13 protein-coding genes are annotated in these 22,868 nt (G+C 69.4%); 11 read left to right on the top strand and 2 right to left on the bottom strand.

Annotation, left to right across the window (positions count from 1 at the left end; translation table 11 throughout):
• Positions 1 to 68 precede the first annotated feature (68 nt).
• Entirely contained in the window at positions 69 to 5,705 is a 5,637-nt protein-coding gene (gene agmC / locus HG543_RS00245; protein WP_169342584.1) for an adventurous gliding motility protein AgmC, read from the bottom strand.
• 30 nt (positions 5,706 to 5,735) lie between these two features.
• Positions 5,736 to 7,553 carry an OmpA family protein gene (locus HG543_RS00240; RefSeq protein ID WP_169342583.1) on the bottom strand — a complete coding sequence of 606 codons (1,818 nt, stop codon included), beginning with the start codon at positions 7,551 to 7,553 and terminating at the stop codon, positions 5,736 to 5,738.
• Between the two features lie 248 nt (positions 7,554 to 7,801).
• Between HG543_RS00240 and HG543_RS00235 the strand changes: the two genes are divergently transcribed.
• From HG543_RS00235 to tssE, 11 genes are all read left to right on the top strand, one after another.
• Positions 7,802 to 10,066 (top strand): type VI secretion system Vgr family protein, encoded by a 2,265-nt coding sequence (locus HG543_RS00235; RefSeq protein ID WP_169342582.1) that lies wholly within the window; start codon positions 7,802 to 7,804, stop codon positions 10,064 to 10,066.
• 180 nt (positions 10,067 to 10,246) lie between these two features.
• Positions 10,247 to 10,825 (top strand): type VI secretion system lipoprotein TssJ, encoded by a 579-nt coding sequence (gene tssJ / locus HG543_RS00230; protein ID WP_169342581.1) that lies wholly within the window; start codon positions 10,247 to 10,249, stop codon positions 10,823 to 10,825.
• Positions 10,822 to 12,189 (top strand): type VI secretion system baseplate subunit TssK, encoded by a 1,368-nt coding sequence (gene tssK, locus HG543_RS00225; RefSeq protein WP_169342580.1) that lies wholly within the window; start codon positions 10,822 to 10,824, stop codon positions 12,187 to 12,189. Before tssJ ends, tssK begins: the two co-directional genes overlap by 4 nt.
• A gap of 15 nt (positions 12,190 to 12,204) precedes the next feature.
• On the top strand, positions 12,205 to 12,936 hold the full coding sequence (locus HG543_RS00220; protein WP_169342579.1) for a DotU family type IV/VI secretion system protein: 732 nt from the start codon (positions 12,205 to 12,207) through the stop codon (positions 12,934 to 12,936).
• Positions 12,933 to 16,643 carry a type VI secretion system membrane subunit TssM gene (gene tssM / locus HG543_RS00215; RefSeq protein WP_169342578.1) on the top strand — a complete coding sequence of 1,237 codons (3,711 nt, stop codon included), beginning with the start codon at positions 12,933 to 12,935 and terminating at the stop codon, positions 16,641 to 16,643. The genes HG543_RS00220 and tssM overlap by 4 nt, the downstream gene beginning before the upstream one ends.
• Before the next feature lies 1 nt (position 16,644).
• Positions 16,645 to 17,577, top strand: coding sequence for a type VI secretion system-associated protein TagF (gene tagF, locus HG543_RS00210; protein ID WP_169342577.1), 933 nt, complete (start codon positions 16,645 to 16,647; stop codon positions 17,575 to 17,577).
• A 17-nt stretch (positions 17,578 to 17,594) separates the two neighbouring features.
• Positions 17,595 to 19,667: a type VI secretion system protein TssA gene (gene tssA, locus HG543_RS00205; RefSeq protein WP_169342576.1), complete on the top strand. Its 2,073-nt coding sequence runs from the start codon at positions 17,595 to 17,597 to the stop codon at positions 19,665 to 19,667.
• Between the two features lie 78 nt (positions 19,668 to 19,745).
• Positions 19,746 to 20,240, top strand: coding sequence for a type VI secretion system contractile sheath small subunit (tssB, locus tag HG543_RS00200; RefSeq protein WP_169342575.1), 495 nt, complete (start codon positions 19,746 to 19,748; stop codon positions 20,238 to 20,240).
• 29 nt (positions 20,241 to 20,269) lie between these two features.
• Positions 20,270 to 21,754, top strand: coding sequence for a type VI secretion system contractile sheath large subunit (gene tssC, locus HG543_RS00195; protein ID WP_169342574.1), 1,485 nt, complete (start codon positions 20,270 to 20,272; stop codon positions 21,752 to 21,754).
• Between the two features lie 114 nt (positions 21,755 to 21,868).
• Positions 21,869 to 22,360, top strand: a complete 492-nt coding sequence (gene tssD, locus HG543_RS00190; RefSeq protein WP_169342573.1) for a type VI secretion system tube protein TssD — start codon at positions 21,869 to 21,871, stop codon at positions 22,358 to 22,360.
• A gap of 108 nt (positions 22,361 to 22,468) precedes the next feature.
• Positions 22,469 to 22,846, top strand: a complete 378-nt coding sequence (tssE, locus tag HG543_RS00185; protein WP_246356642.1) for a type VI secretion system baseplate subunit TssE — start codon at positions 22,469 to 22,471, stop codon at positions 22,844 to 22,846.
• The last annotated feature ends 22 nt before the right edge of the window (positions 22,847 to 22,868 follow it).

Here is a 22,868-nt window from a genome sequence, read left to right as displayed (position 1 = left end):
CAAGCACACATTCCGACAACGGTTGGTGGGGCGGCCTCCATCCCCGAAGGAGGCGCCCCACCCGGAGCTCACCGGCGCCGCCGGGCTGCCAGCAGGGCGAGCACTCCCAGGGCCAGGAAGACGGCGGGCGTCCCTCCGGCCGCGGTGCTGGCGCAGCTCAACCCGCCACCCCGCGTCCGCAGGTCGTTGCCCAGGTACACGCGCCACCTGCGCGTCACGCCAACCGGATCCACGTTGCCCGCCACGTCCACGGCCTGGACCTTCAGGGTGTAGAAGCGCTCCTCGGACGTATTGATATTCAGGTCCTGGCCGCATTCGACCTCCGCGCCGTCCACGGTGCACTGGAAGGTCGCGTCCGGCTCGGAAGAGAACCGGAAGGCGACGGCCACGGAGCGCACCCGCTCCCCTTCCGCGGGGCCCGACTCGATGACCGTCGTCGGTGCCTCCGTATCGAACAGGAACGTCCGCCCCTCCGAAGGCGGGCCGTCGTTCTTCGCCGCGTCCGTGGCACGCGCCTGAACCACGTGCAGCCCCTGCGCGAGCTGCAGCGGCTCCTGCGCGACGAACGTCCACTTCCCCTGCGCGTCGGCGACGGCCTCCCCCGGGAGCTTGACGTCATCCACCAGCACGGACACCACGCTGTTGGCCTCGGCCCGGCCGGAGAACGTCGCGGCCGCGTTGCGGATCGGCGCACCTTCCGCCGGAGATTCCACGATGGTGCCCTGGGGCGCGGTCCGGTCCACCTCCCACGTGTAGAGGTCCGAGAAGGAACCCAGGTTCTGGGCCTGGTCCCGCGCCGCCACCCTCAGCGTGTACCGGCGCTCCTCCGGGGTCGGCACCATCAGGTCCCTGGTGCAGGGAATCGCATTGCCGTCGAGCTCGCACACGAACGTCCCGGGGGGCTCGGTCGTGCGGAACCGGAACGTCGCGGACTCCGCGCGGGTATGCGCGACGGGTCCTTGTTCGATGGTCGCTGTCGGCGGCGAGAAGTCGACCTGCCACGAGTAGAAGATGGGCGTCATGTTCTCATTGCCCGCTCGATCTCTCAGCGTCAGGGTCATCGAGTGGATGGCTTCGCCCAGGGGCCTGTCCGCCGAGAGCGTGAAGGAGTGATTGCCAGTCCAGTCCGGCGCAGCGCAGTCAACCGCCACGCTGTTCAGCGTGCAGGCGAAGTTCACCGGCTCCGAAGCGGAGACGACGAAATCCGGCGTGGTGTCCGACGTCACGGCCGCCGGCATCGTGAACTGGGTGAGCTGGGGCGAGGTCTTGTCGAAGGTGAAGGTCCGGTCCACCGAGAGGGCAGAGCGGTTCGACGCCCGGTCAACCACGGTGATGGTGACGGTGTTCACCCCCTCCTCCATCACCTCGCCGAACGGGATCGACCAGCTTCCGCTGTTCTGCACGGGAACCTTCAGCACCGTCTCGCCCTGCGTGCCCGGGATGCTGATCTCCACCGTGGCCCTGGGCTCGGCCCGCCCTGAGAACGAGCCTCCCGCCTTCACGAACGCGCCCTCCAACGGCTCGATGTCAGTCGCGGCCGGGGGCGCCGTACGGTCCACCGTGAACCGGCGGGCCGTGTGCTCCGTGGTCTCGTTCGTGCCGTCCGTCGCGCGGACCCTCAGCTCGTACTCGCCTTCGAACAGGCCGCTGAACACCTGGGTATCGACGCCCATGCCGGTGAAGAAGTTCGTCACCTCGCTCGTGGTGACGTTGGTCAGCGTGCCCCTGAACCCCGCCCCCGGCCGCTGCGAGGTGAAGGAGTACACGACCTCGGTGCCGCTGACGAACTCATCCGGCTCGAGGCCGATACCCACCGTCAGCGTGCCCGAGACCATTCGCCACGAGTAGCTGTCGGGTGTGTCGTCCACGTTCATCGCCCTGTCGACGGCGCGGATCATCACTTCCTGCGGCGTCACGCCCGCGTCACTCACCTCGAACCCCGACATCGTGACGGAGTAGACGCCCGTGCCGGCATCCGGCTTCAGCGTCGCGTTGCAGTTGGTGAACGCCGCCCGGTTCTTGCTGCACTGGAACTCAGACACCTCCGGGTCCGACGAGCGGACGTCGAAGTCCACCGTGGCCAGGCTGGTGTCCTGAGGCGGGCCCCGGAGGATCTCCGTGTCCGGCGGCTGCACGTCCACGTTGAACCGCACGACGCCGGCATCGCTCAGGTTGCCAGCCCGGTCCCGGGCCACGGCGCTCGCCGAGTGCTCCGTCTCCGCGAGCGGCCCCGGCACGTAGATGCTCCACGTGCCGGCATCATCCACCGTCGCGGTGCCCACCCCGGCATCATTCACCGAAACGAGGATGTCGAGCCCCGGTTCGGACGCTGTGCCCCGAAGGACAGGAGATCGCGTCGCCAGGTACGAGCCGGCCAGTCCCGAGGCCCAGGCCGGCATGCCCGGAGGCAGGATGTCGACGGTGAATGCGTGAGCGGGGTCGGTCTCGGGGCTCGTGTTGCCCGCCCGGTCGGTGGCCGTCGCCCGGATGCTCTGCTCCGTGTTCGACAGCCCGGCGAGCGGCAACGTCCAGGTGCCGGCATCGCTCACGGTGACGGTTCCGGCATCCTGACCGTTCAACCGCACGGCGACCACGGAGTGGGGCTCCGCCGTTCCCGTCAGCGTGGGGCTCGCGCTGTTCACATGTGCCTGCCTCGCGGGGGACGTCACCACGGGCGTGCCGGGCGCCGTGGTGTCCACCGTGAAGGACACGGTCGAGCTGAATGGCCCGGTGTTGCCCGCGGGATCCGTGGCCGTCGCGGTGAGCAGGTAGAAGCCCTCGCTCAGCGGCGTCGCGGGCTGGACGGACCAGGGGCCGGGGGTACCACTGCCGGCATCCGCCGCCAGCAGGGGCGCGCCATTGAAATAGACCTGGACGCGACTGTCGCTCTCCGCGGTGCCGCTGATGACGGGCCGCGTGTCGCGCGTGAAGACCCCGGCGTCGGGAGTACGGATGTCGGGCGCGTCGGGCGGCCCCCGGTCCACCGTCCAGGTGTAGCTGCGCACTCCGGCATCGACGGTCCGATTGCCGGCCAAGTCGATGGCCCGCACGATGAGGGTGTAGTCTCCCGGAGACGCGAGCTGGAGCGAGTACGGGGTCGCGCAGGGCTCCGCGGCCGCGCTCCCGAGCTGGCACTCGAAGGACTGCACCGGCTCGGAGGCCGTGAAGGTGAACCGCGCCTCCAGGCCGTTGGTGGGGTTCGCGGGGCCGGTCACCTGGGTGATGCTCGGCGGCGCCAGGTCCACGTGGAAGCGCCGCCCCGCCGAGACCGCGCTGGGGTTGCCTGCACGGTCCATGGCGACCGCCGTGGCCTCGTACTCCACACCCTCGGAAGGCGGAGTCGCCTGGGGGGGCGTGACGGCAACCACCTCCCAGCTTCCCTGGGCATTCGCCGTCCCCGAGCGGGTGGCGACCACAGTCGAGGAGCCGAACTCGCGGACCTGCACGGTGACCACGCTGTCCGGCTCCGCCAGTCCTGTGATGCCCGCGTCCCGGGTGTTGAGCCTGGCGTCCGCCGCCGGGGTGACGAACACCGGCGCGTTGGGGGCAGTGCCATCCACCAGGAAGAACACCGAGTTGGAGAACACGCTGGTGTTGCCCACGTTGTCGGACGCCGTGGCCGTGACGATGTGGAAGCCGTTGCCCGGGTTGTCCAGCAGGCGGGACCAGCCGCCATCCGCCTGCACCGCGACTGCGCTCGGATTCGGGATGCCGTCGAGGTAGACCAGTACGGTGCTGTCCGTATCGGCCCGACCCACGACGGGGACCGAGGCATCCGACTTGAGGTAGTCCCCCGCGTCCGGCGAGGTGATCACCGGAGCGTTCGGGGCGAGGGTGTCCACGGTCCAGTCATGGAACGCCAGTGGGCTGTTGGTGTTGCCGGCCAGGTCCGTTCCCCGGACCCACACCGTGAAGCGGCCTCCAGCGCTACCCGCGTCGAACGTGGTCAACGGCTGGCACACGGCGAACCCGGCGTCCGTGATGCCCGCGTCGCGAAGCGCGAGCTGGCACTCGTACTGCCGCATCGTCTCTGTCGACGTGAAGCCGAAGCTCCCGATCGGGTTCCGCGTCGAGGTGGGGCCCGGGGTGCCGGTAGGGCCCAGGATGGAGACCACCGGCCGGTTCACGTCGACGGTGAACGTCGTCAACGGGCTCTTCAGGCTCTGCACGCCATCACGCTCGGCGGCCGCCTGGATGACGTAGGTCCCGGAGTCGGGCAGCGTCAACGGCACGCCGAAGGTTCCGTCTGCCGGGGCGTTACCGTTGGCCGTCCGGCTCCCGCCCGAGAGCGTGCCTCCGTCCACCAGATAGATCACCACGTTGGACGAACCGGGCGCCGTTCCCTGCACGGTGGGAGTCAGGGTGTTGATGAGCTGGCCGCTCCCGGGCGACGTCACCACGGGCGGCGCGAGCTGGGTGAGCCCGCCATCCAGCACGGTGGTCGAGCCGCTCGCCGCGACCGAGCCCGCATCCGTGGAGAGCGCGCAGGTGCCCACCACATGACCGGCCTGGAACAGCACCGAGCCACCGGCACCCTGGCCACCAGTCGTGTTGCCCGCGTCCGGGCCCTGGTTTCCTCCCAGTCCACCTTCGGCCCGGATGGCGCTGCACTCAGCGAAGCCGGCGATCCGCACCTGGATGGAGCCGCCTGCGCCACCACCGCCGCCACCACTGCCGGTGGTGCCATCCTCACCACTCGAACCCGAGGCCAGGATGGAGCCGGTTCCCTCAAGCTGTCCCGCGCGGATGAAGACGATGCCGCCACCAGCGCCGCCCGGACCGCCGACATTGGAACCTGAGCTGGCGGTCCCGTGCCCGGCGCCACCGCCACCTCCCATCACCAGCCTGCCAGGCTGCGAATAGGTCAGGACCGCGCCACCGAGTGCCGCCTCGGCCGACTCGGAGCTTCTTCCGTTCCCTCCCCGCCCCGCGTTGCCACCACCGCCACCTCCGCGAGAGGAACAGACACCAGCGCCACCGCCATTGGCCAGGTTGCCGCGTCCCTCGTTGGCTCCATAGGCGGTGCCGCCGGAAAAGTTGCTGACGCCCTCGCCCTTCTTGGGGCCCGTACCTGCCTCATCTTCCACGGTGCAATGCGTGCCTCCACCCGAGGCTCCCGCACCAGAGGCCCCACCGCGGAACCCCTTCCCGGTCGCATCAATCACGCCGTTATTGGTGAACTGGCCGGAGACCAGGAACGCCAGGACGCCGCCAACCGAGCCATTCCAGGCCGGAGGTGCGATGGTCACGCCCGCTGGAATCGTGAGGTCCTGGTACTCAGGCACCTTGACGACCTGGACGCCCGTGGCGGGGAAGGCATTGACGAGTCCCTCGGTGAGGGTGAGCTGATTCGCCGTGGTGCTCACGGTCTGCACCCGCGCCAGCTCCCAGGTGCCTACCCCACTCTCCCCCAGCGTCACCGGGCTGCTGCCAGCTGCTGGCGCCGGCGACAGCCCCGTCATCTGGATCACCATGACCAGGTCGTTTGCGGCGAACCCCGTCTTGGTGGAGACGTCGAGCACCTTGCCGTCCGCGCTCACGGACATGAGCTGGGCATAGGCGTTGATGACATCCGTGCTGCTCAGCTCGTCGCTACCATCCTGTCCGTCGCCAATATGGAACACGTCGGGCGCGGCCACCGCGAGCGTGGCCGCTCCCAGGGCGAGTCCCATGGACACCAGAGCCTTCTTGAGCACCGCTCTCATAAATCCGCTCTCCTGGACCGGGGCCCCCAGCTAGCGCTTGGGGCTACCCGCCTTCTCCTGCTCCGGGTCCACGATGGTGAACTCCACGCGGCGGTTGTTCTCACGGCCGATGGAGGTGATGTTGGTGTCGATGGGGCGGTCCTGTCCGTAGCCCTGCGCCTGCAGACGCTCGGCGGGGACGCCCTTGCTGATGAGGTACTGGCGCACCGCTTCCGCGCGGGCCTGCGACATCCGGCGGTTGTTGTCCGGAACGCCCCGGTTGTCCGTGTGCGCGCCCACCACGACGAGCGGCATCTCCGGGTGCTCCTTGATGACGCGCGCCACCCAGTCCAGCACGTCGCGCGAGCGGGCAAGGTCGATGCGGGCCTGGTCCGGCACGAAGAACACCTTGCTGGTCAGCTTCAGCTCGCCGACGTCGATCTGCACCAGCGGCTGCACGTGACCGGGGCAGCCCTTGTTGCTCGGGTCGCCCGCCTCGGTCGCGCAGCTGTCGATGCGGTTGGGCACGCCGTCCTTGTCCGTGTCCGACTCGGGGCAGCCATTGCGCTCGACCGGACCGGCCTCGTTCGGGCACTCGTCCTTGTCGTTGTCGATGCCGTCCTTGTCCGTGTCGCGCACCGGGCAGCCCCGGTTGTCCGCCGGCCCCGGGTCGTTCGGGCAGCTGTCCGTCTCGTCCGGCGTCTCGTCCTTGTCCGCGTCCCGCAGCGGGCAGCCCTGGTTCGCCGCCAGGCCCGGCTCGAACGGACAGGCATCCAGCATGTCCTCCAGGCCGTCGGCATCCGTGTCCTGGGCGGAGCAGCCCTTGCGCGCCACGTCGCCGGGCACCATGGGGCACCGGTCCGCGATGTTGCGCACGCCGTCGCCGTCCTCGTCCATGTCGGGACATTCCTCGAGCGTGTGGGGCAGCCCCGGCTCGCAGTTGACCGAGGACTCCCCCGGCCCACGCCGCGGCGTCGCGTCACCAAAGGCCCCGCCCACCATCATCCGGAACAGCGGCGTGCCCGGCGCCGAGCCCACGCCCACGCCCGCCATCGCGAACATCTCGAAGGAGGGATTCACGAGGTAGCGCACCCCGGGTAGCAGCTCCGCGGCGCCCGGCTGATCCGTCAGCGGCACCATGCCGCGCACGTTCAGCTCCCAGCGCATCCGCCGGCCCGTGGTGGCGATGGCCGCGCCCACCCGCACCTCGTTGCCAATCTGGTCCTGGGAGACCTGGGCCTCGCGGGTGATGCGCTGGCGCAGCCGCCGCACGAAGCCCACCTCCAGGCCCGCGCGGATGAAGCCGAAGTGGCGGCCCACCATCAGCTTCGGCGCCAGCCGGAGCATGCCGTTGTCCCGCGCCAGCATCGCCGCGCTGCCCACCGGCAGCCCCGCCCCCAGCTCCATCGCCAGGTCGACGCCACCCTGCTCGTCCTGGGTCATCAGCCCCACCCGCGCCGCGGCCGTGGGCGTTCCCAATCCGAAGGAGGAAGGCGCGGCGTAGCCCGTGTCTCCCAGGTCCCCGGTGGTCTGGAACGCCAGCGGAATCTGCAGCATCACCTGCAGCCAATCCGTGGGCGCGTAGGCCACCGCCGCGTGCGTCGTCGCGCGTCCGCCGACGATGGTGAAGACCTCGCCGTCCAAATCCAGCAGCAGCGGGCTGTGCGCGTACGCCGCCACCAGCGAGACGCGGTAGTCGCCCGCGGGTAGCAGCTCACCCATGCCCACGAGCAGGGAGCCCTCCGCACCCGGGTTCAGCTCCAACCGCTCCAATTCGAAGTTGGGAAGCACCGTCTGGGCCATGGCGGCCGAGGACATCAGCGCCATCGCCAGCGCGAGCCCGCGGTGCAGGAGCACTCGTCTCTTCATGATTCTCCCCGGGTGGAAGCCGTCTGGGTACCCCGGAGCTACCCACGGTTTCAAGCCGGCCCCCCTTTTCCACTCTACACCGAAACCCCACCCCTTCCGGCAGTCCCCCCCTTCGAATTCGCCCGGCTGCTTCTCAGTGCCGATGAAAATTTCGTGTCAGGCCTCCCTGATAGCCCAATTCGTGGCATGCTCACGTACCACTCACGGACCCCGTCCTTTTCGCGGGGCCTTGCTTTGGGGGACTCAAGATGATCGCGAACGCCGCCTTGCTCGCCAATCAGGCCGAGTTCGAGTTCCAGGCAGGGCCCTTCACTTCCGGAGAGCTCGCGGTGCTCGGCTTCGACGGCGAGGAGACGCTGTCCCAGCCCTACGCCGTGGAGGTGGCCCTGGCCGCGCGGCCCGACGTGGAGGTGGACGAGAAGTCCCTCCTGGGCAAGGACGCGCGCCTCACCATCATGCTCGGTGACGGCACCGCGCGCTTCTTCACCGGCATCATCTCGCGCATGTCCCGCTGGGACGAGGGCAGCGGCCCCGAGCGCCGCCGCTACCGCGCCACCATCGTTCCCCTGCTCTGGACGCTCCGGCACCGCCGCAAGAGCCGCATCTTCCAGGAGATGACCGTTCCGCAGATCGTCCACAAGGTGCTGGACGAGGCGAAGGTGGAGCACCGGCTCGCGCTCAACGGCGACTACCCCACCCGCGAGTACTGCGTGCAGTACCGCGAGTCGGACCTGGACTTCGTCGCCCGCCTCCTGGAGGAGGAGGGCATCTTCTACTTCTTCGAGCACGGTGAGGACACCCACTCCATGGTGCTGGGTGACGGCGCCTCGGCCAACCCCGCCATGCAGGGCGAGCCCAAGCTCATCTTCCGCGAGCGCAGCGGCATGGTCGTCTCGCAGGAGTACGTACACGAGCTGGTGGCCCGCACCGAGGTGCAGCCCGGCGCCGTCGCGCTGCGCGACTACAACTTCCTGCGCCCCGCCCAGGACCTCGGCACCAGCTCGGAGGCCGAGGGCGGCGAGGCCGCGCTGGAAATCTATGACTACCCCGGCCGCTACGAGGAGCCGGGCACCGGCCGCAGCCTGGCCAAGGTGCGGCTGGAGGAGCTGCGCGCCCGCGCGGAGACGGTGACGGGCGCCAGCTACAGCCGCCGCGTCTGCGTGGGCTACACCTTCGAGCTGGCCGACCACCCCGACGAGGCACTCAACCGCAAGTACCTGCCCATCTCCGTGCGGCACGTGGGCCACCAGTCCGAGGTGCTCAGCATCGAGCAGGGCGCGCTGCGCAACCGCGAGGAGTACCGCAACGAGTTCCTCTGCCAGCCCGCGGACGTGCCCTTCCGCCCGCCCCGCGTGACGCCCCGCCCGGTGATTCCCGGCGCCCAGACGGCCATGGTGGTGGGCCCCGCCGGCGAGGAAATCCATACCGACGAGCACGGCCGCATCAAGGTCCAGTTCCATTGGGACCGCGAGGGCAAGCAGAACGACAAGAGCTCGTGCTGGATTCGCGTCAGCCAGGCGTGGGCGGGCCCGGGCTGGGGCGCGCTGTACCTGCCGCGCATCGGCCATGAAGTCGTCGTCGAGTTCCTCGAGGGCGACCCGGACCGGCCCATCGTCACCGGCAGCGTCTACAACGGGCAGAACCCGCCCCCCATCGACCTGCCCGGCAGCAAGACGCAGAGCACCCTGCGCTCCAGCTCCAGTCCCGGCGGCAACGGCTCCAACGAGCTGCGCTTCGAGGACGCCGCCGGCAGCGAGCTCGTCTATCTGCACGCGCAGAAGGACTTCAACATCGTCGTCGAGAACGACAAGACGCAGGAGGTCCGCGGCAACGAGACGCTCCTCGTCAAGAAGGACCGCTCGCGCACCATCGAGGGCAACCAGTCCCTCGAGGTGAAGAAGAACGACGACAGCACCGTCCAGGGCAACCAGACGCTGGCCGTCACCGGCAACCGCTCCACCACCGTGGCGGGCAATCACACCGAGGCCGTGGCGGGAGACCAGTCCATCAGCGTCAGCGGCAACCAGAGCCTCAGCGTGGCCCTGGCCTCCGCGGAGACGGTGGGCCTGGGGAAGATGGTCAACGTCGGCGGCGCGCTCGCGCTCACCGTCGGCGCCGCCTTCAACGAGCTCGTCGGTGGCCTGAAGGCGGAGCAGGTCGGCGGGGCGAAGGTCGAGGTCGTGGGCGCCAAGAAGTCAGAGACCGTGAAGGGCTCACGCACCCTCCAGGTCGGTGGTGACCTCTCCGAAGAGGTCGGCAAGTCCCGCACGCTCAAGGTCGAAAAGGACCTCCTCGTCAGCGTGGGCGGCAAGGTCAACCACGCCGCCAAGGACGCCTATACCCTGTCAGCGAAGGAAATCTCTCTCGTCGCGCAGGACCAGTTCACCCTCAAGGTCGGCTCCGCCACCCTGCAGGTGAAGAAGAACGGCGACGTCGTCATCAAGGGCGCCAAGATTGAGGTCACCGCCAGCGGTGACGTCATCATCAAGGGCTCGAAGATCTCGGAAAACTAGGACCAGCCAGGCAGGCGTGATGGGGGGTGGCTTGAAACGCATCCGCCGTGTCTGGCAGTTTACGCTTTGCACGTAACCGCTCGGCGTTACGGGCGCTCTTTCCAAGGAATGTGGATGTTGGCGCAAAGACACACGGGCGCCGCGACGGGGGGGACAGCCGTCCGGAGTCTTCGGTGGGGTGTGGTCACCGCGCTCGCGCTGGTCCTCGGCGGGAGCGCTGGCTGCGCGAAGCGCGTGCCCAAGGCGTGTGAGACGCCTCCTCCCTTTCAAGTCGTGGTGGATGCGTCGGAGCAGCTCAATCCCGACGCGCGCGGGCGCTCGCTGCCGACGGTGGTGCAGATCGTCCAGCTCAAGGACAGCGTCCGGCTGGAGCGCGCGGGCTTCAAGGATTTGTGGGGCAAGCCCGAGGAGCTCCTGAAGGAGGACCTGCTGCAGGTGGCCGAGGTCGTGGTGCCGCCGGGCCGCAAGGTGACGCGCTGGGTGCAGCGTGATCCGAAGGCGCGCTTCGTGCTGGCCATGGGGCACTTCCGGCAGCCGCTGGGCTCCTCGTGGCGCACGGTGGCGGTGCTGCCGCCGGTGGAGGAGACGCAATGCGTGGAGCGCCCCGCCGGTGACCAGGGTTCGCCCAAGCCCGGTGACGAGGTGTTCCGCTACCGGCTGCAGGGCTACCAGATTGACTTGATGCTCCGGCCCGTCACGCAGGCGCCGGAGTCCCAACCCCAAGTGGGCGACGGCGAGTCGCCACGGAGAGGCGTATGAAGTCCGTGCAGCGCGTCGTGTGGTCGGAGGGCATGTTCATGAGCCCCCACCACCTCCAGCAGCAGGACCTCTACCACGAGCAGCTCCTGGACGTGCGCCTCGCGGCGCTGGAGCCGTACCCCTGGGGCGTCGTGGCCCTGGAGCTGGACATGGAGGCGCTGCGCGCCGGCCAGGTGCAGCTCACGCGCTTCACCGGCGTGCTCCCGGACGGGCTGCCCGTCTCCTTCGAGTCCGGAGACGCCGAGGCCCCGCCCGCGCGCCCCACCGAGGGCTTCTTCCCGCCCGCGCAGCGCACGCTGGACGTGTATCTGGGCGTGCCGCGCGAGCGCAGCGGCGTGGAGAGCTACGGCAGCGGCGAGCGGCTCGGCGGCAGCCCGCGCTACACGCCCTCGTCGCGCCCCATCAATGACTTGACGGCCTCCACCTCCATCGCCCAGGTGGCCTTCGGCCAGCGCAACGTGCGGCTGCTCTTCGGCACCGAGTCGCGCGACGACTTCGACGCCATCAAGCTGTGCGAGCTGTCCCGCGACAAGTCGGGGAGCCTGACGCTCGTCGAGTCGTACATTCCCCCGTGCCTGCGCATCGACGCGTCGCCGTTCATCATGAACGAGCTGCGCACGCTGCTGCGGCTGATGGTGTCCAAGCAGCGCCAGCTGGCCGCGCGCCGCCGGCACCGGGACGCGTCCGCGCTGGAGTTCACCGCGGGCGACGTGACGCTCTTCCTGGAGCTCAACGCGCTCAACGGCACCATCCCCTACCTCCAGCACGCGCTGGACGCGGGCAACCTGCGCCCGCGCGACGTGTACCTCATGCTGTCGCAGACGGCGGGCCAGCTGTGCACCTTCTCCGCCAACGCGGACCCGTCCACGCTGCCGCCCTTCCAGTTCACCAACCTGCGCGTCACCTTCGAGGAGCTGTTCCGCCGCCTCACCGAGCTGATGCGCTCGGTGGCGCTGGAGCAGTGCCTGACGGTGAGCCTGGCGGCGGGCCGCAATGGCATGTTCCGCGGCGAGCTCCAGGACGAGCGGCTGGAGCGCTGCGGCCAGTTCCTCCTGGCCGTGCGCAGCGAGCTGCCGGAGCAGACGGTGGCGGACCAGCTGCCCCGGCTGTCCAAGGTGGCCGCGTGGGACGACATCGGCGCGCTCCTGCAGGCGGCCGCCCCCGGCGTGCGCCTGTCCGTCACGTACCGCCCCCCTCCAGAGGTGCCGGTGCAGCCGGGCACCGTCTACTTCAATCTCAGTCTGAACGACGCCTACTGGAAGAACGTGATGCGCGACCGGAACCTCGCGCTCTACCTCCCGCAGCCGTTCGATGCCAGCCGTACGACCGTGGAGCTGCTCGCGGTCCCCACCGCCAATCGCTGACGCCCTGCCCTGCCCATGGATCGAGTCACGGAAGCCACGAAGGACTGTTTCGACGCCGCCATTCACTTGCGCGGCTCGGAAGCAGCGGCCGTTCCCCCACCCGAGACGCTGCACCACCGCCTGCGCGGCGTGGTGGACGAGATGCTGCGCCGTGCCGCGGTGCTGGGCTTCAGCCACCAGGACGCGCAGGACATGGCGTACGCGCTGGTGGCCCTCATCGACGAGGTCGTCCTCGGACGCCCGGAGGAGTACCGGCAGTTCTGGAGCGCCAACCCGCTGCAGCTCCACTACTTCAACGAGAACGTCGCCGGTGACGGCTTCTTCAACCGCCTCAACTCCGTGCGCAAGGACCCGCACCGCGCCGAGGTCCTCCAGGTCTACTACCTGTGCATGCTCTTCGGCTTCCAGGGACGCTACCGCATCCGCGGCGGCGAACTGGAGCTGATGACGCTCATCGACACGGTGCAGAAGGACCTGGAGCGCGCGCGCCCCTTCGACTTCGACGTGCTGTCGCCCCACGGCGAGCGCCCCACCGAGTCGCTCCTGTCCAAGCGCAAGAAGATCTCCTCGCTCGGCATCTCCGCGGCGGCGCTCGCGGTCGCGGTGCTCTTCTACGGGGTGCTGCAGTTCTTCCTCAATGACACGGTGGGCGAGCTCCAGAGCCGCATCGAGGTGCACGCCGCCAAGAACACGGCCAGCTCGGCCAGTCAGGCCGGGACCACGGCCTCCATGGGAGGCACGCCATGATGGCGTACCTGCTTCCGCTCCTGGGCATTGGCGCGCCCACCTTCGCCCTCCTGAGCTACCTGGGCTTCACGCCGCGGCAGGCGGCCATCGTCGCCGCGCTGGCGGGCCTGCTGGCCATGGGCGTGGTGTGGCTCGTCAAGCGCATCCGCGCCCGCGCCGCATCCAAGAAGCTGGAGGGCGCGCTGGCGACGCAGGCCGAGGAGCAGGCCGCCACGGTGCGGCCGGACCTGCAGCCCGAAATCAAGGCCATGCAGGCCGAGTTCACCAAGGCGGTGGAGGCGCTGAAGACCTCCAAGCTGGCGCGCGGCGGCAAGGACGCGCTGGCGGTGCTGCCCTGGTACCTCATCGTCGGTCCTCCGGGTGCCGGCAAGAGCACGGCGCTGCGCAACTCCGGGCTGAAGTTCCCCTACCTCTCCGCGCGCGGCGGCGTGCGCGGCGTGGGCGGCACGCGCAACTGCGACTGGTGGCTCACCAACGAGGCCGTCATCCTCGACACGGCCGGTCGCTACACCAGCGCCGAGGAGGACCGCCCCGAGTGGCTGGCCTTCCTCGACACGGTGGCCAAGCACCGCCCCACCCGTCCCATCAACGGCCTCATCGTGGCCATCAGCGTCAGCGAGCTGATGAACGCGGACCCGCAGGCCGTGGGCGAGATGGGGCAGACCATCCGCGAGCGCCTCGATGAAATCACCACCCGGCTGAAGATGCTCGTGCCGGTGTACGTGATGATCACGAAGTGCGACCTGCTGCCGGGCTTCGTGGAGATGTTCTCCGATTTGTCGCGCGTGGAGCGCGGGCAGATCTGGGGCTTCACGGTGCCGGTGGAGCAGCAGCGCGAGGCGAGCACGGACCTGTTCCGCGAGCGCTTCGACGAGATGCTCTCCGTGCTGGAGCAGCGCAGCCTGCGCCGGCTGGGCCAGGAGCGCCGGCTGGAGACGCGCGAGAACATCTACGGCTTCCCGCAGAAGTTCGACGCGCTCCGCAAGAACCTCTCCGAGTTCCTGCAGCCGCTCTTCCTGGAGAACGTGTTCCAGGACACGCCCGTCTTCCGCGGCCTGTACTTCAACAGCGGCACCCAGGACGTGCGCTCGGTGGACAAGGTGTCCCCGTCCGCCGCGGAGCTGTTCGGCAGCACCAACGGCCGGGCGCAGACCGAAGGCGCCACGGAGGGCCGCAGCTACTTCCTCTGGGACGTCTTCACGAAGGTGATGTTCCAGGACCAGCAGATGGCGGTGCGCAGCTCGCTCGAGGAAGCGAGGGTGCGCCGGCAACGGATGGTCCTGGCGGGCACCGCCATGGTGGCCACCGCGCTGCTCCTGTCGCTGCCCACCCTCTCCTTCTTCCAGAACCGCGCCATGGCCCAGGCGGTCACCAAGGCCATCACCGACGTGAACCTGGATCCGCGCGATGACATCCGCCGCGTGGAGGACCTGATTCCGTTGCGCAACCGGCTCCAGGAGCTGACCGAGCACGAGGAGGGCGGCGCGCCCATGTACATGCGCTTCGGCCTCTACCAGGGTGACAAGCTGCTGCCGCAGGCGCGCCAGTTCTACAACGCCGCCCTGCGCCGGGTGCTGCTGGGCAAGCAGTTCGAGCTCATCCAGCAGCGGCTGGACTCCTTCGGGAAGAATCCGGACCTCATCACCATCCGCAACGAGTCCGACTACAACAAGCACTTCGACGCGTACCGACAGTACTTCGACGACCTGAAGATGTACCTCCTGGTGACGACGCCGCGCGACCCGCGCGAGCCGGAGCTGGACGAGACGCAGCAGAAGTGGCTCGTGCAGCAGATCGTCAGCCACTGGAAGCGGGTGCGCGGCGACGCGGTGGACGAGCGCGCGGTGGAGAACCACGCGTCCACGTACCTGCGCATGCTCGCCAACGAGCAGATGCTGCCGGAGGAGCAGAAGCCCGCGCGAGAGCAGCGCATCGCCTTCTCTCGCGAGAAGGGCGTCATCCAGGCCGCGCGGCGCTCGCTCAACAACGTGCCGCTGGTGCGCCTGGAGCTGGCGCAGCTCGTGGCCAACGTGAGCAACGAGTTCCCGGACATGTCGCTGGAGCAGCTGGTGGGCTCGGTGCCTCAGATGAGCGCCACCCAGCGCGTGCGCGGCGCCTTCACGCGCAACGCCTACGAGCAGATCATCCGCCAGCGCATGGAGCTGGCCTTCCAGGACCAGCAGTCCTGGGTGCTGGACCGCGACGAGAAGGTGGACGCGGTGGAGTCCCGCCGTGAGCTGCGCACGCTCTACTTCGAGGCCTACATCCAGGAGTGGCGGGACTTCCTCATGTCCATCCGCGTGCAGGCGCCGGAGAACATCACGCAGATGGAGAGCCTGCTGACCAACCTGACGCGCGGCAAGCCCAAGCCCTATGGCCGGCTCTTCCAGTCGCTCGCCCACAACCTGCAGCTCGAGCGGCGCGAGGTGCAGGCGGCGGAGACGATGGCCAGCAAGATCACCCGGCCGTTCAAGAAGCTCATGGGCGACGACGCGGCGGAGAAGGCCCTGGAGCCCAAGCGCGAGCTGCTGGACCCGAACTCGCCGTCGGGCGCGGAGGAGGTCACCGCGCGCGACGTGACGCGCGAGTTCGCCTCGCTCATCCGCTTCACCACGGAGAAGTTCAAGACGCCGGACGGTGAGGAGTCAATCACCGCGCTGGAGTCCTACGAGGAGCACCTCAGCACGGTGCAGACCACGCTCCTGGGGGTGAAGGACAAGCCGGCGGAGGCAGGCGTGCTGCTCGACAAGATCGAGTCCACGCGCAACGACGTGGACATGCTGGTGCGCAAGCAGCCCGACAACGTCGCCATCTTCGAGCGGCTGCTCCTGCCGCCCTTCCAGGAGATGCGCACCGTGGTGACCGAGGGCGTGGCCGAGGGCAAGAGCAAGCTGTGGTGCGAGCAGGTGGTGGAGCCGTACCTGCAGGCCTTCAAGGACCGCTACCCGTTCGACCGGACGTCGCAGAAGGACGCGCCCCTGCCCGAGGTGGCCGAATTCCTGCGCCCCGAGGGCGGCCTGGTCCGCAAGTTCGTCAAGGAGCAGCTGCTGAAGGACGTGGTGCAGACGGGCCGCAAGTGGGAGTTCAACTCGTCGGGTGGCGCCAGCTACCGGCCGGAGATGCTCACCTTCCTGGAGAAGCAGGCCGCGCTGGCCCTCACGCTCTTCCCGGGCGGCGACACGGTGGACCCGCTGGTGCGCTTCCAGGTCCGCCTGCGTCCGGGCATCTCCCCGGACGGCACGGCGTCTCCCATCTCCTCCATCACCTTCACGCTGGACGGCACGGACGAGACGTACCGCAACGGTCCGGACACGCTGTGGAAGCCGATGATCTGGCCCGGCCAGGCCGGCAAGCTCGGCGCGCGCATCCTCGTGCAGAGCGCGGACGGTGCCACGGAGACGGCGCTGGAGGCCGAGGGCGAGTGGGGCCTCTTCCGCCTGCTGGAGCGCGTCAAGCGCATCGAGCCGAGCGCGGACGGCCGCTACTTCACGGCGACGTGGGAAATCGAGGAGATGAACGGCGCGCTGGTGTCCATCGACTTCCGGCCCGAGCGCACCGCCAACCCGTTCTTCGGGCTGGCGGGCAACACCTCGAAGCTGCTGGCCATCTTCCGGGACCCGGGGCTGCAGCCGCCCCTGGGCATCGCCCGGAAGGGGGGCGCGTGCTCCAAGCAGGGGCAGGCCGTGGCGGCGGACGGAGTCCGTTGACATGACGGTGCAGTCGCAGCGCATCGGCCTGCTGGGAAAGACGCCCCGTCAGGCCGAGTTCATCCGGCTCAACGCCGCCACCCCCCTCGCCCTCCAGCTCTACGGTTGGATGGAGGAAGGGGTGGAGCGCGCGCGGAGGGCCCGGGTGGACCTGCCCGCCGAGCCGGTGAGCTTCGTGTTCACCGCGCCGGGGCAGAAGCAGGCGCTGGTGGGGCTGATGGCGCCCAGCAACGACAGCGTGGGGCGGGCCTTCCCGCTGGCCGTCTTCACGGAGGTGGCCTCCGCGGCCACCGCCCCGCGCTACGCGCTGACGCCGGAGGCCTTCCAGCCCTTCCTGCGCGCGGCGGGCCTGCTGGCGCGCGCGGCGGCGGAGCTGGAGGTGCCGCAGCTGCTGGAGCGCGCGGCGGCGCTGCCCCTGCCCGGCCCGGGTGACTTCAGCGTGGCGCAGCGGCTGCGCGACGCGGCGCTGGCGGACCACCGCACGGCGGACCTGCTGGCCCCGGTGGTGGAGGGCACGCCGGACGGCGGCCGCTACTACGCGCTGCACACCTTCCTCACCGCGTGCATGGGCGAGCGCGGCCGCGAGCAGTCGCTGGCGGGCGTGGCGCTGGACTGCCCGCTGGACGCGCGCGTGGGTCCGGTGGCGTGGCTGGAGCTGTCGGCGCGTCTGTTGCGCTGGCCCAGCCAGCCGCCCGCGTTCTTCTGGTCCGAGGGAGAGAAGCCCCGGCTGCTGCTCAGCCTTGGCGCGCCCACCCCGGCCGTCTTCCTCGCCCTGGCCCAGCCCGGCCGTCCGGGCGCGCAGGTGTGGCCGCTGCGCACGGACCGGCCCGCCGCCATCGACAACGCGCGCAAGGGCTTCAAGGCCACCGCGCGTCAGATCATCGATGCACCATCCACCACCCTCGAGCAGCTGCTGAAAGCGCTGGCTCCCTGAACGCTCCCTTCCGCCTTATGCCGCTCACCCTCGAAGAACTCCAAGAGCGCGCCCGTCCCTGGTCCGAGCCCGTGCCCGGCGCCACGCCAGCCGGTGTCCAGGCGAAGCACGAGCCCGCCTACGAGGCCATCACCACCGAGGTGGCCAAGCTGGAGTCTCCCGCCAGCGCGGGCGTGCGCTGGGACAACGTGGTCGACGGCGCGGGGGAGCTGCTCAAGAGCACCACCAAGGATTTGTGGCTGGCGTCGTACATGGCCTATGGCCTGTACGCCACGCGGGGCCTGGACGGCGCGGCCACCGGCGCCGCCGTCATCGCCGAGGTGACGGAGCGGTATTGGCCGGACCTCTTCCCGGAGCTGAAGCGGCTGCGCGGCCGCGCCAACGCCGTGGGCTGGTTCGTGGAGCGGCTGGGGAGGATGCTCCCCACCGTGGACCAGGCCACCGTCACCGCCGAGTCCCTGGAGGCCCTGGCCATCGCCGTGAAGCGGCTGGCGCAGCTGTCCCGAGAGCGCTTCGCGGACGCGGCCCCCGCCTTCGGCCCGTTGCAGGACGCCATCGCCCGGCTGCGCGCGGGGCTCCCCGAGCCCACGCCCGCCCCGGAGCCCGCGCCGGCGAACGCCGCCACGGCGCCCGACACCACCGAGCCCGAGCGCGCGGCACGGGACCTGACGAACGCCGGGGACGCGCAGGCGTCCGGCTCCCAGGCCAACGGCACGCAGGCGTCCGGCGCTCAGGCCAACGGCTCGCAGACCTCCGGCGCGCAGACCTCCGGCGCGCAGGCGTCCGGATCCCAGGCCAACGGCTCGCAGGTCCAGGGCGCTCAGGCGTCCGGCTCACAGGCCAGCGGTACGCAGGCTTCCGGTGCCCAGGCCCAGGGGGCGCAAGCCTCCGGCACGCAGGCCCAGGGCGCCCAGAAGCCCGGGACTCCATCCGCCTCCGCGCAGCCCCCGGGCACTCCGGGCGCGCAGCCCACGCCCGCCAAGGGCGCCGCGCAGCCCGCCTCCGCGCAGGCCCAGGTCGCGAAGCCCACCACGCCGGCCGCGCCAGCGAAGCCCGCTGCGTCCGTATCTCCCATTGTGGTGCCACCCCTGCCCTCGCTGCCCGCGACGCCGGACCTGTCCAGTGCGGAGGCCGTCACGGACTTCCTGCGCACGGTGGGCACCGCGCTGCTGGGCGCCGCCGGAGCGCTGCGCCAGGCGAGCGCCGTGGACCCGCTCCCCTACCGGCTGCTGCGTCAGGGCCTGTGGCTGCACCTGTCCCGGCCGCCGGCCGCCGGCGCCAACGGCCGCACCTCGCTGAAGACGCTTCCGGACGCGGTACGCAAGAAGCTGGAGACGCTGGAGTCGAACCAGCGCTGGGCGGACCTGCTGGACGAGTCCGAGTCCGCCGTGGGTCAGCACCGCTTCGCGCTCGTGCTCCACCGCTACAGCGTCACCGCGCTCGAGGGACTGGGCGACTCGCATGAGTCCGCCCTGACCGCGCTGGTGCAGGAGCTTGGCAATCAATTGCGTCGCATGCCCGGCGTGGAGGAACTCCTCTCCGCGGACGGCACGCCGCTCACCGACGAGGCCACCCGCGCATGGCTTCGCGCGAAGGTGCTCGCCACGAGCACGCCCGCCGCCGCCCCCGCTGCTCCCGCCGGCGCGGCCCCCGTGGCGCTGTCCCTGCCGCCGCTCGCGCTCCCGGCCGAAACGTTCGCGGGTGAAAACGGACCTGCCCTGGAGGAGGAGGCCCGCGCGCTGCTCGCGGAAGGCCGCGTCCATGACGCCGTCATTCGCTTGCAGTCCGCCGTCGCCGCCGCCACCACCGGCCGCTCCCGATTCCTCTCACGACTGGCATTGGCGCGGCTGTGCGCCAATGCGGGACAAGTCCCGCTCGCACGTGCGGTGTACGACGTGCTCGACGAGGAGGTGTCTGCCCATTCACTCGACACGTGGGAGCCCGCGCTCGCGGCCGCGTGTCTCGAAGGCTGGTTGTCCACCCGCACCCCTGGGGAAAAGGAGGGGGGACGGTTGGCAGTCAAAGTCCGAAACCGCTATCGTCGTCTAGCGCGGCTGGATTCTTCCGCCGCGCTGCGCGTCGGTACGTGACCCCCGCTGTACCGCGGCGAAGCTCCCCCCTATGCGACGCCCGCGCCTCAAACGCATCACCCAAGGAGAAAGCCGCAGATGAGCAAAGAGAGTTCTGTTGCCCCTACCGAGCGCGTCAACATCGTCTACAAGCCCGCCACCGGCAATGCCCAGGAGCAGGTCGAGCTGCCGCTGAAGGTCCTCATGATGGGGGACTTCACGGGCCAGGCCGATGACCGCCCGCTCGAGCAGCGCGCGCCCATCAACGTGGACAAGGGCAACTTCAACGAGGTGATGGCCCAGCAGAACCTGAAGGTCACCCTCACCGCCGCGGACAAGCTGTCCGCCGACCCGGGCGCGACCATGAACGTCACGCTCCAGTTCAAGAACCTCAACGACTTCTCCCCGGAGAGCGTCGTCAACCAGGTTCCCGAGCTCAAGAAGCTGCTCGAGCTGCGCAGCGCGCTCAACGCCCTCAAGGGGCCCCTGGGCAACCTGCCCGCGTTCCGCAAGAAGCTGCAGGCGCTGCTGGCCGACGAGGAGGGCCGCAAGGCGCTCATCAAGGAGCTGGGCCTCAAGGAAGAGACGAAGTAGCCCACACCTTTCGGGGGATTTGAAACACCATGCCTACTGAGACCCAGACCCAGAAGTCCACGGGCGTCGCCGCCGACGCCTCGCTCTCCCTCCTCGACGAAATCCTCTCCGAGGCCAAGCTCAAGCCCAAGGACGAGGGCTATGACGTCGCCAAGCGCGGCGTGCAGGCCTTCATCACGGAGATGCTGTCGCCCAACCGCTCCGAGGAGCGCGTGGACAAGGCCCTCGTCGACGCGATGATCGCCGAGATCGACAAGCGCCTGTCCGCCCAGGTCAACGAGATCCTCCACGCCACCGAATTCCAGAAGCTCGAGTCCTCGTGGCGCTCGCTGAAGTTCCTCGTGGACCGCGTGGACTTCCGCGAGAACACCCGCGTGGAGATGCTCAACGTCTCCAAGGAGGACCTGCACAAGGACTTCGAAGACGCGCCCGAGGTCGTCAAGAGCGGCCTGTACAAGCTCGTCTACTCCAACGAGTACGGCGTCTTCGGCGGCAAGCCCTACGGCGTCATCTGCGGCAACTACGACTTCGGCGTCGGCCCGCAGGACATCGACCTGCTGCGCAAGTGCGCCTCCGTGGCCGCCATGGCCCACGCGCCCTTCATCGCCAATGCCTCTCCCGAGGTCTTCGGCGAGCAGAGCTTCCTCAAGCTGCCGGACCTCAAGGACCTCAAGTCCCTCTTCGAGGGCCCGCAGTACGCCCGCTGGCACTCGTTCCGCGAGAGCGAGGACGCGCGCTACGTCGGCCTCGCCATGCCGCGCTTCCTGCTGCGCCTGCCCTACGGTGAGAAGACCGTCCCCGTGAAGGCCTTCAACTTCACCGAGGACGTCGTCGGCCACCACGACCGCTACCTCTGGGGCTACGCCTCCGTCGCGATGACGAGCCGCGTGGCGGACTCCTTCGCCAAGTTCCGCTGGAGCCCGAACATCATCGGTCCCCAGTCCGGCGGCGCCGTGGAGAACCTGCCGCTGCACAACTACGAGGCCATGGGGGAGATCCAGACCAAGATCCCCACCGAAATCCTGCTCACCGAGCGCCGCGAGTACGAGCTGGCCGAGGAGGGCTTCATCGGCCTCGTGTTCCGCAAGGACTCGGACAACGCCGCCTTCTTCAGCGCCAACTCCGCGCAGAAGCCCAAGTTCTTCGGCAACACCCCGGAGGGCAAGGCCGCCGAGACGAACTACCGGCTGGGCACCCAGCTTCCGTATATGTTCATCATGACCCGCCTGGCGCACTACATCAAGGTGCTGCAGCGCGAGCAGATTGGCAGCTGGAAGGAGAAGTCGGACCTGGAGCGCGAGCTGAACCACTGGCTCAGCCAGTACATCTCCGACATGGACGACCCCGCGCCCGCCGTCCGCTCGCGCCGCCCGCTGCGCGCCGCCCGCGTCGCCGTCGAGGACGTGGAGGGTCAGCCCGGCTGGTACCGTTGCAGCCTGCAGGTGCGCCCGCACTTCAAGTACATGGGCGCGTCGTTCACCTTGTCCCTGGTGGGCAAGTTGGACAAGGAGTGAGCCCGGTTCACGCTCTGTCGGTCAGATCAGCTAGTTTGTAAGGGCTCCAACACCCGGGCTCACCGTGAGCCCGGGCCACCCCCGCGCGAAGGCGCATAGCGAAGAGGTTGAAGCATGGCAGAGTCAGTACACCTGTACCTGAAGGCGAACGGCACCGACATCAAGGGCGACAGCACCCAGACCAGCCTGGGCCGCGCCGACTCCATCGAGTGCGTCTACTACGACCAGAAGGTCTTCACCGCTCGCGAGGCCGGCTCCGGCCTGGCGACCGGCCGCCGCCAGTACGAGGGCATCACCATCCGCAAGCGCATCGACAAGTCGTCGCCGCTGCTGATGAAGGCCCTCTGCGAGAACCAGGTCATCGAGGCGACCTTCAAGTTCTTCCGCCCGAACCCCACGGGAGATGGCACGACCGAGCAGTTCTACACGACGTCCATCAAGAAGGCCCGCATCAACAGCATCAAGCAGTACGTCCCGGACTCCTTCATCCCGGCGAGCACCAACCTGCCGCCCATGGAGGAGATCTCCCTGGTGTTCCACACCATCAACTGGACCATCACGGCCGGTGGTGTGACGCACGAGGACACCTGGGACACCCAGCGCTAATCGCGTCCGCTCCACCCTCCGGCCGTCCGCGCGGCAGTCGACGCGGGCGGTCGGCAGGTGGGGCTTCTTCACTGAAGACCGAAGAGACCTATGGGCTCCCGAGGCTTGTTGTCCCGCATCGCCGAAGGCAACGGCACGCTCGCGCCACCCGGCGACGTGGTGGAGTCCATCGCCGAGCACCTGCGCAACCTGCTCAACACGCGCAAGGGTGAATCCGTGGCGACTCCGGCGTACGGCATCCTGGACCTGAACGACATCGTCCATTCGTACCCGTCGGCGATTCCGCGGATGACGCAGTCCATCCGCACGGCCATCCAGGACTTCGAGCCACGGTTGAAGAACGTGGTGGTGCACTACGCCGCGGACCCGACGGACCCGACGGCGCTGCGTTTCGACATCACCGCGCAGCTCGCCACCCGGGACCGGCGGGGCATGGTGCGCTTCCATACGCAGGTACATCCGGGCGGGCGCGTGGACCTGTGGTGAGCCACGCGGTGAGAGGCAGAGG

It is taken from the genome of Pyxidicoccus fallax (assembly GCF_012933655.1).
GTDB lineage: Bacteria > Myxococcota > Myxococcia > Myxococcales > Myxococcaceae > Myxococcus > Myxococcus fallax.
The sequence above is the reverse complement of the archived record's forward strand: the minus strand, read 5'-3'. Positions and strand labels throughout refer to the sequence as shown.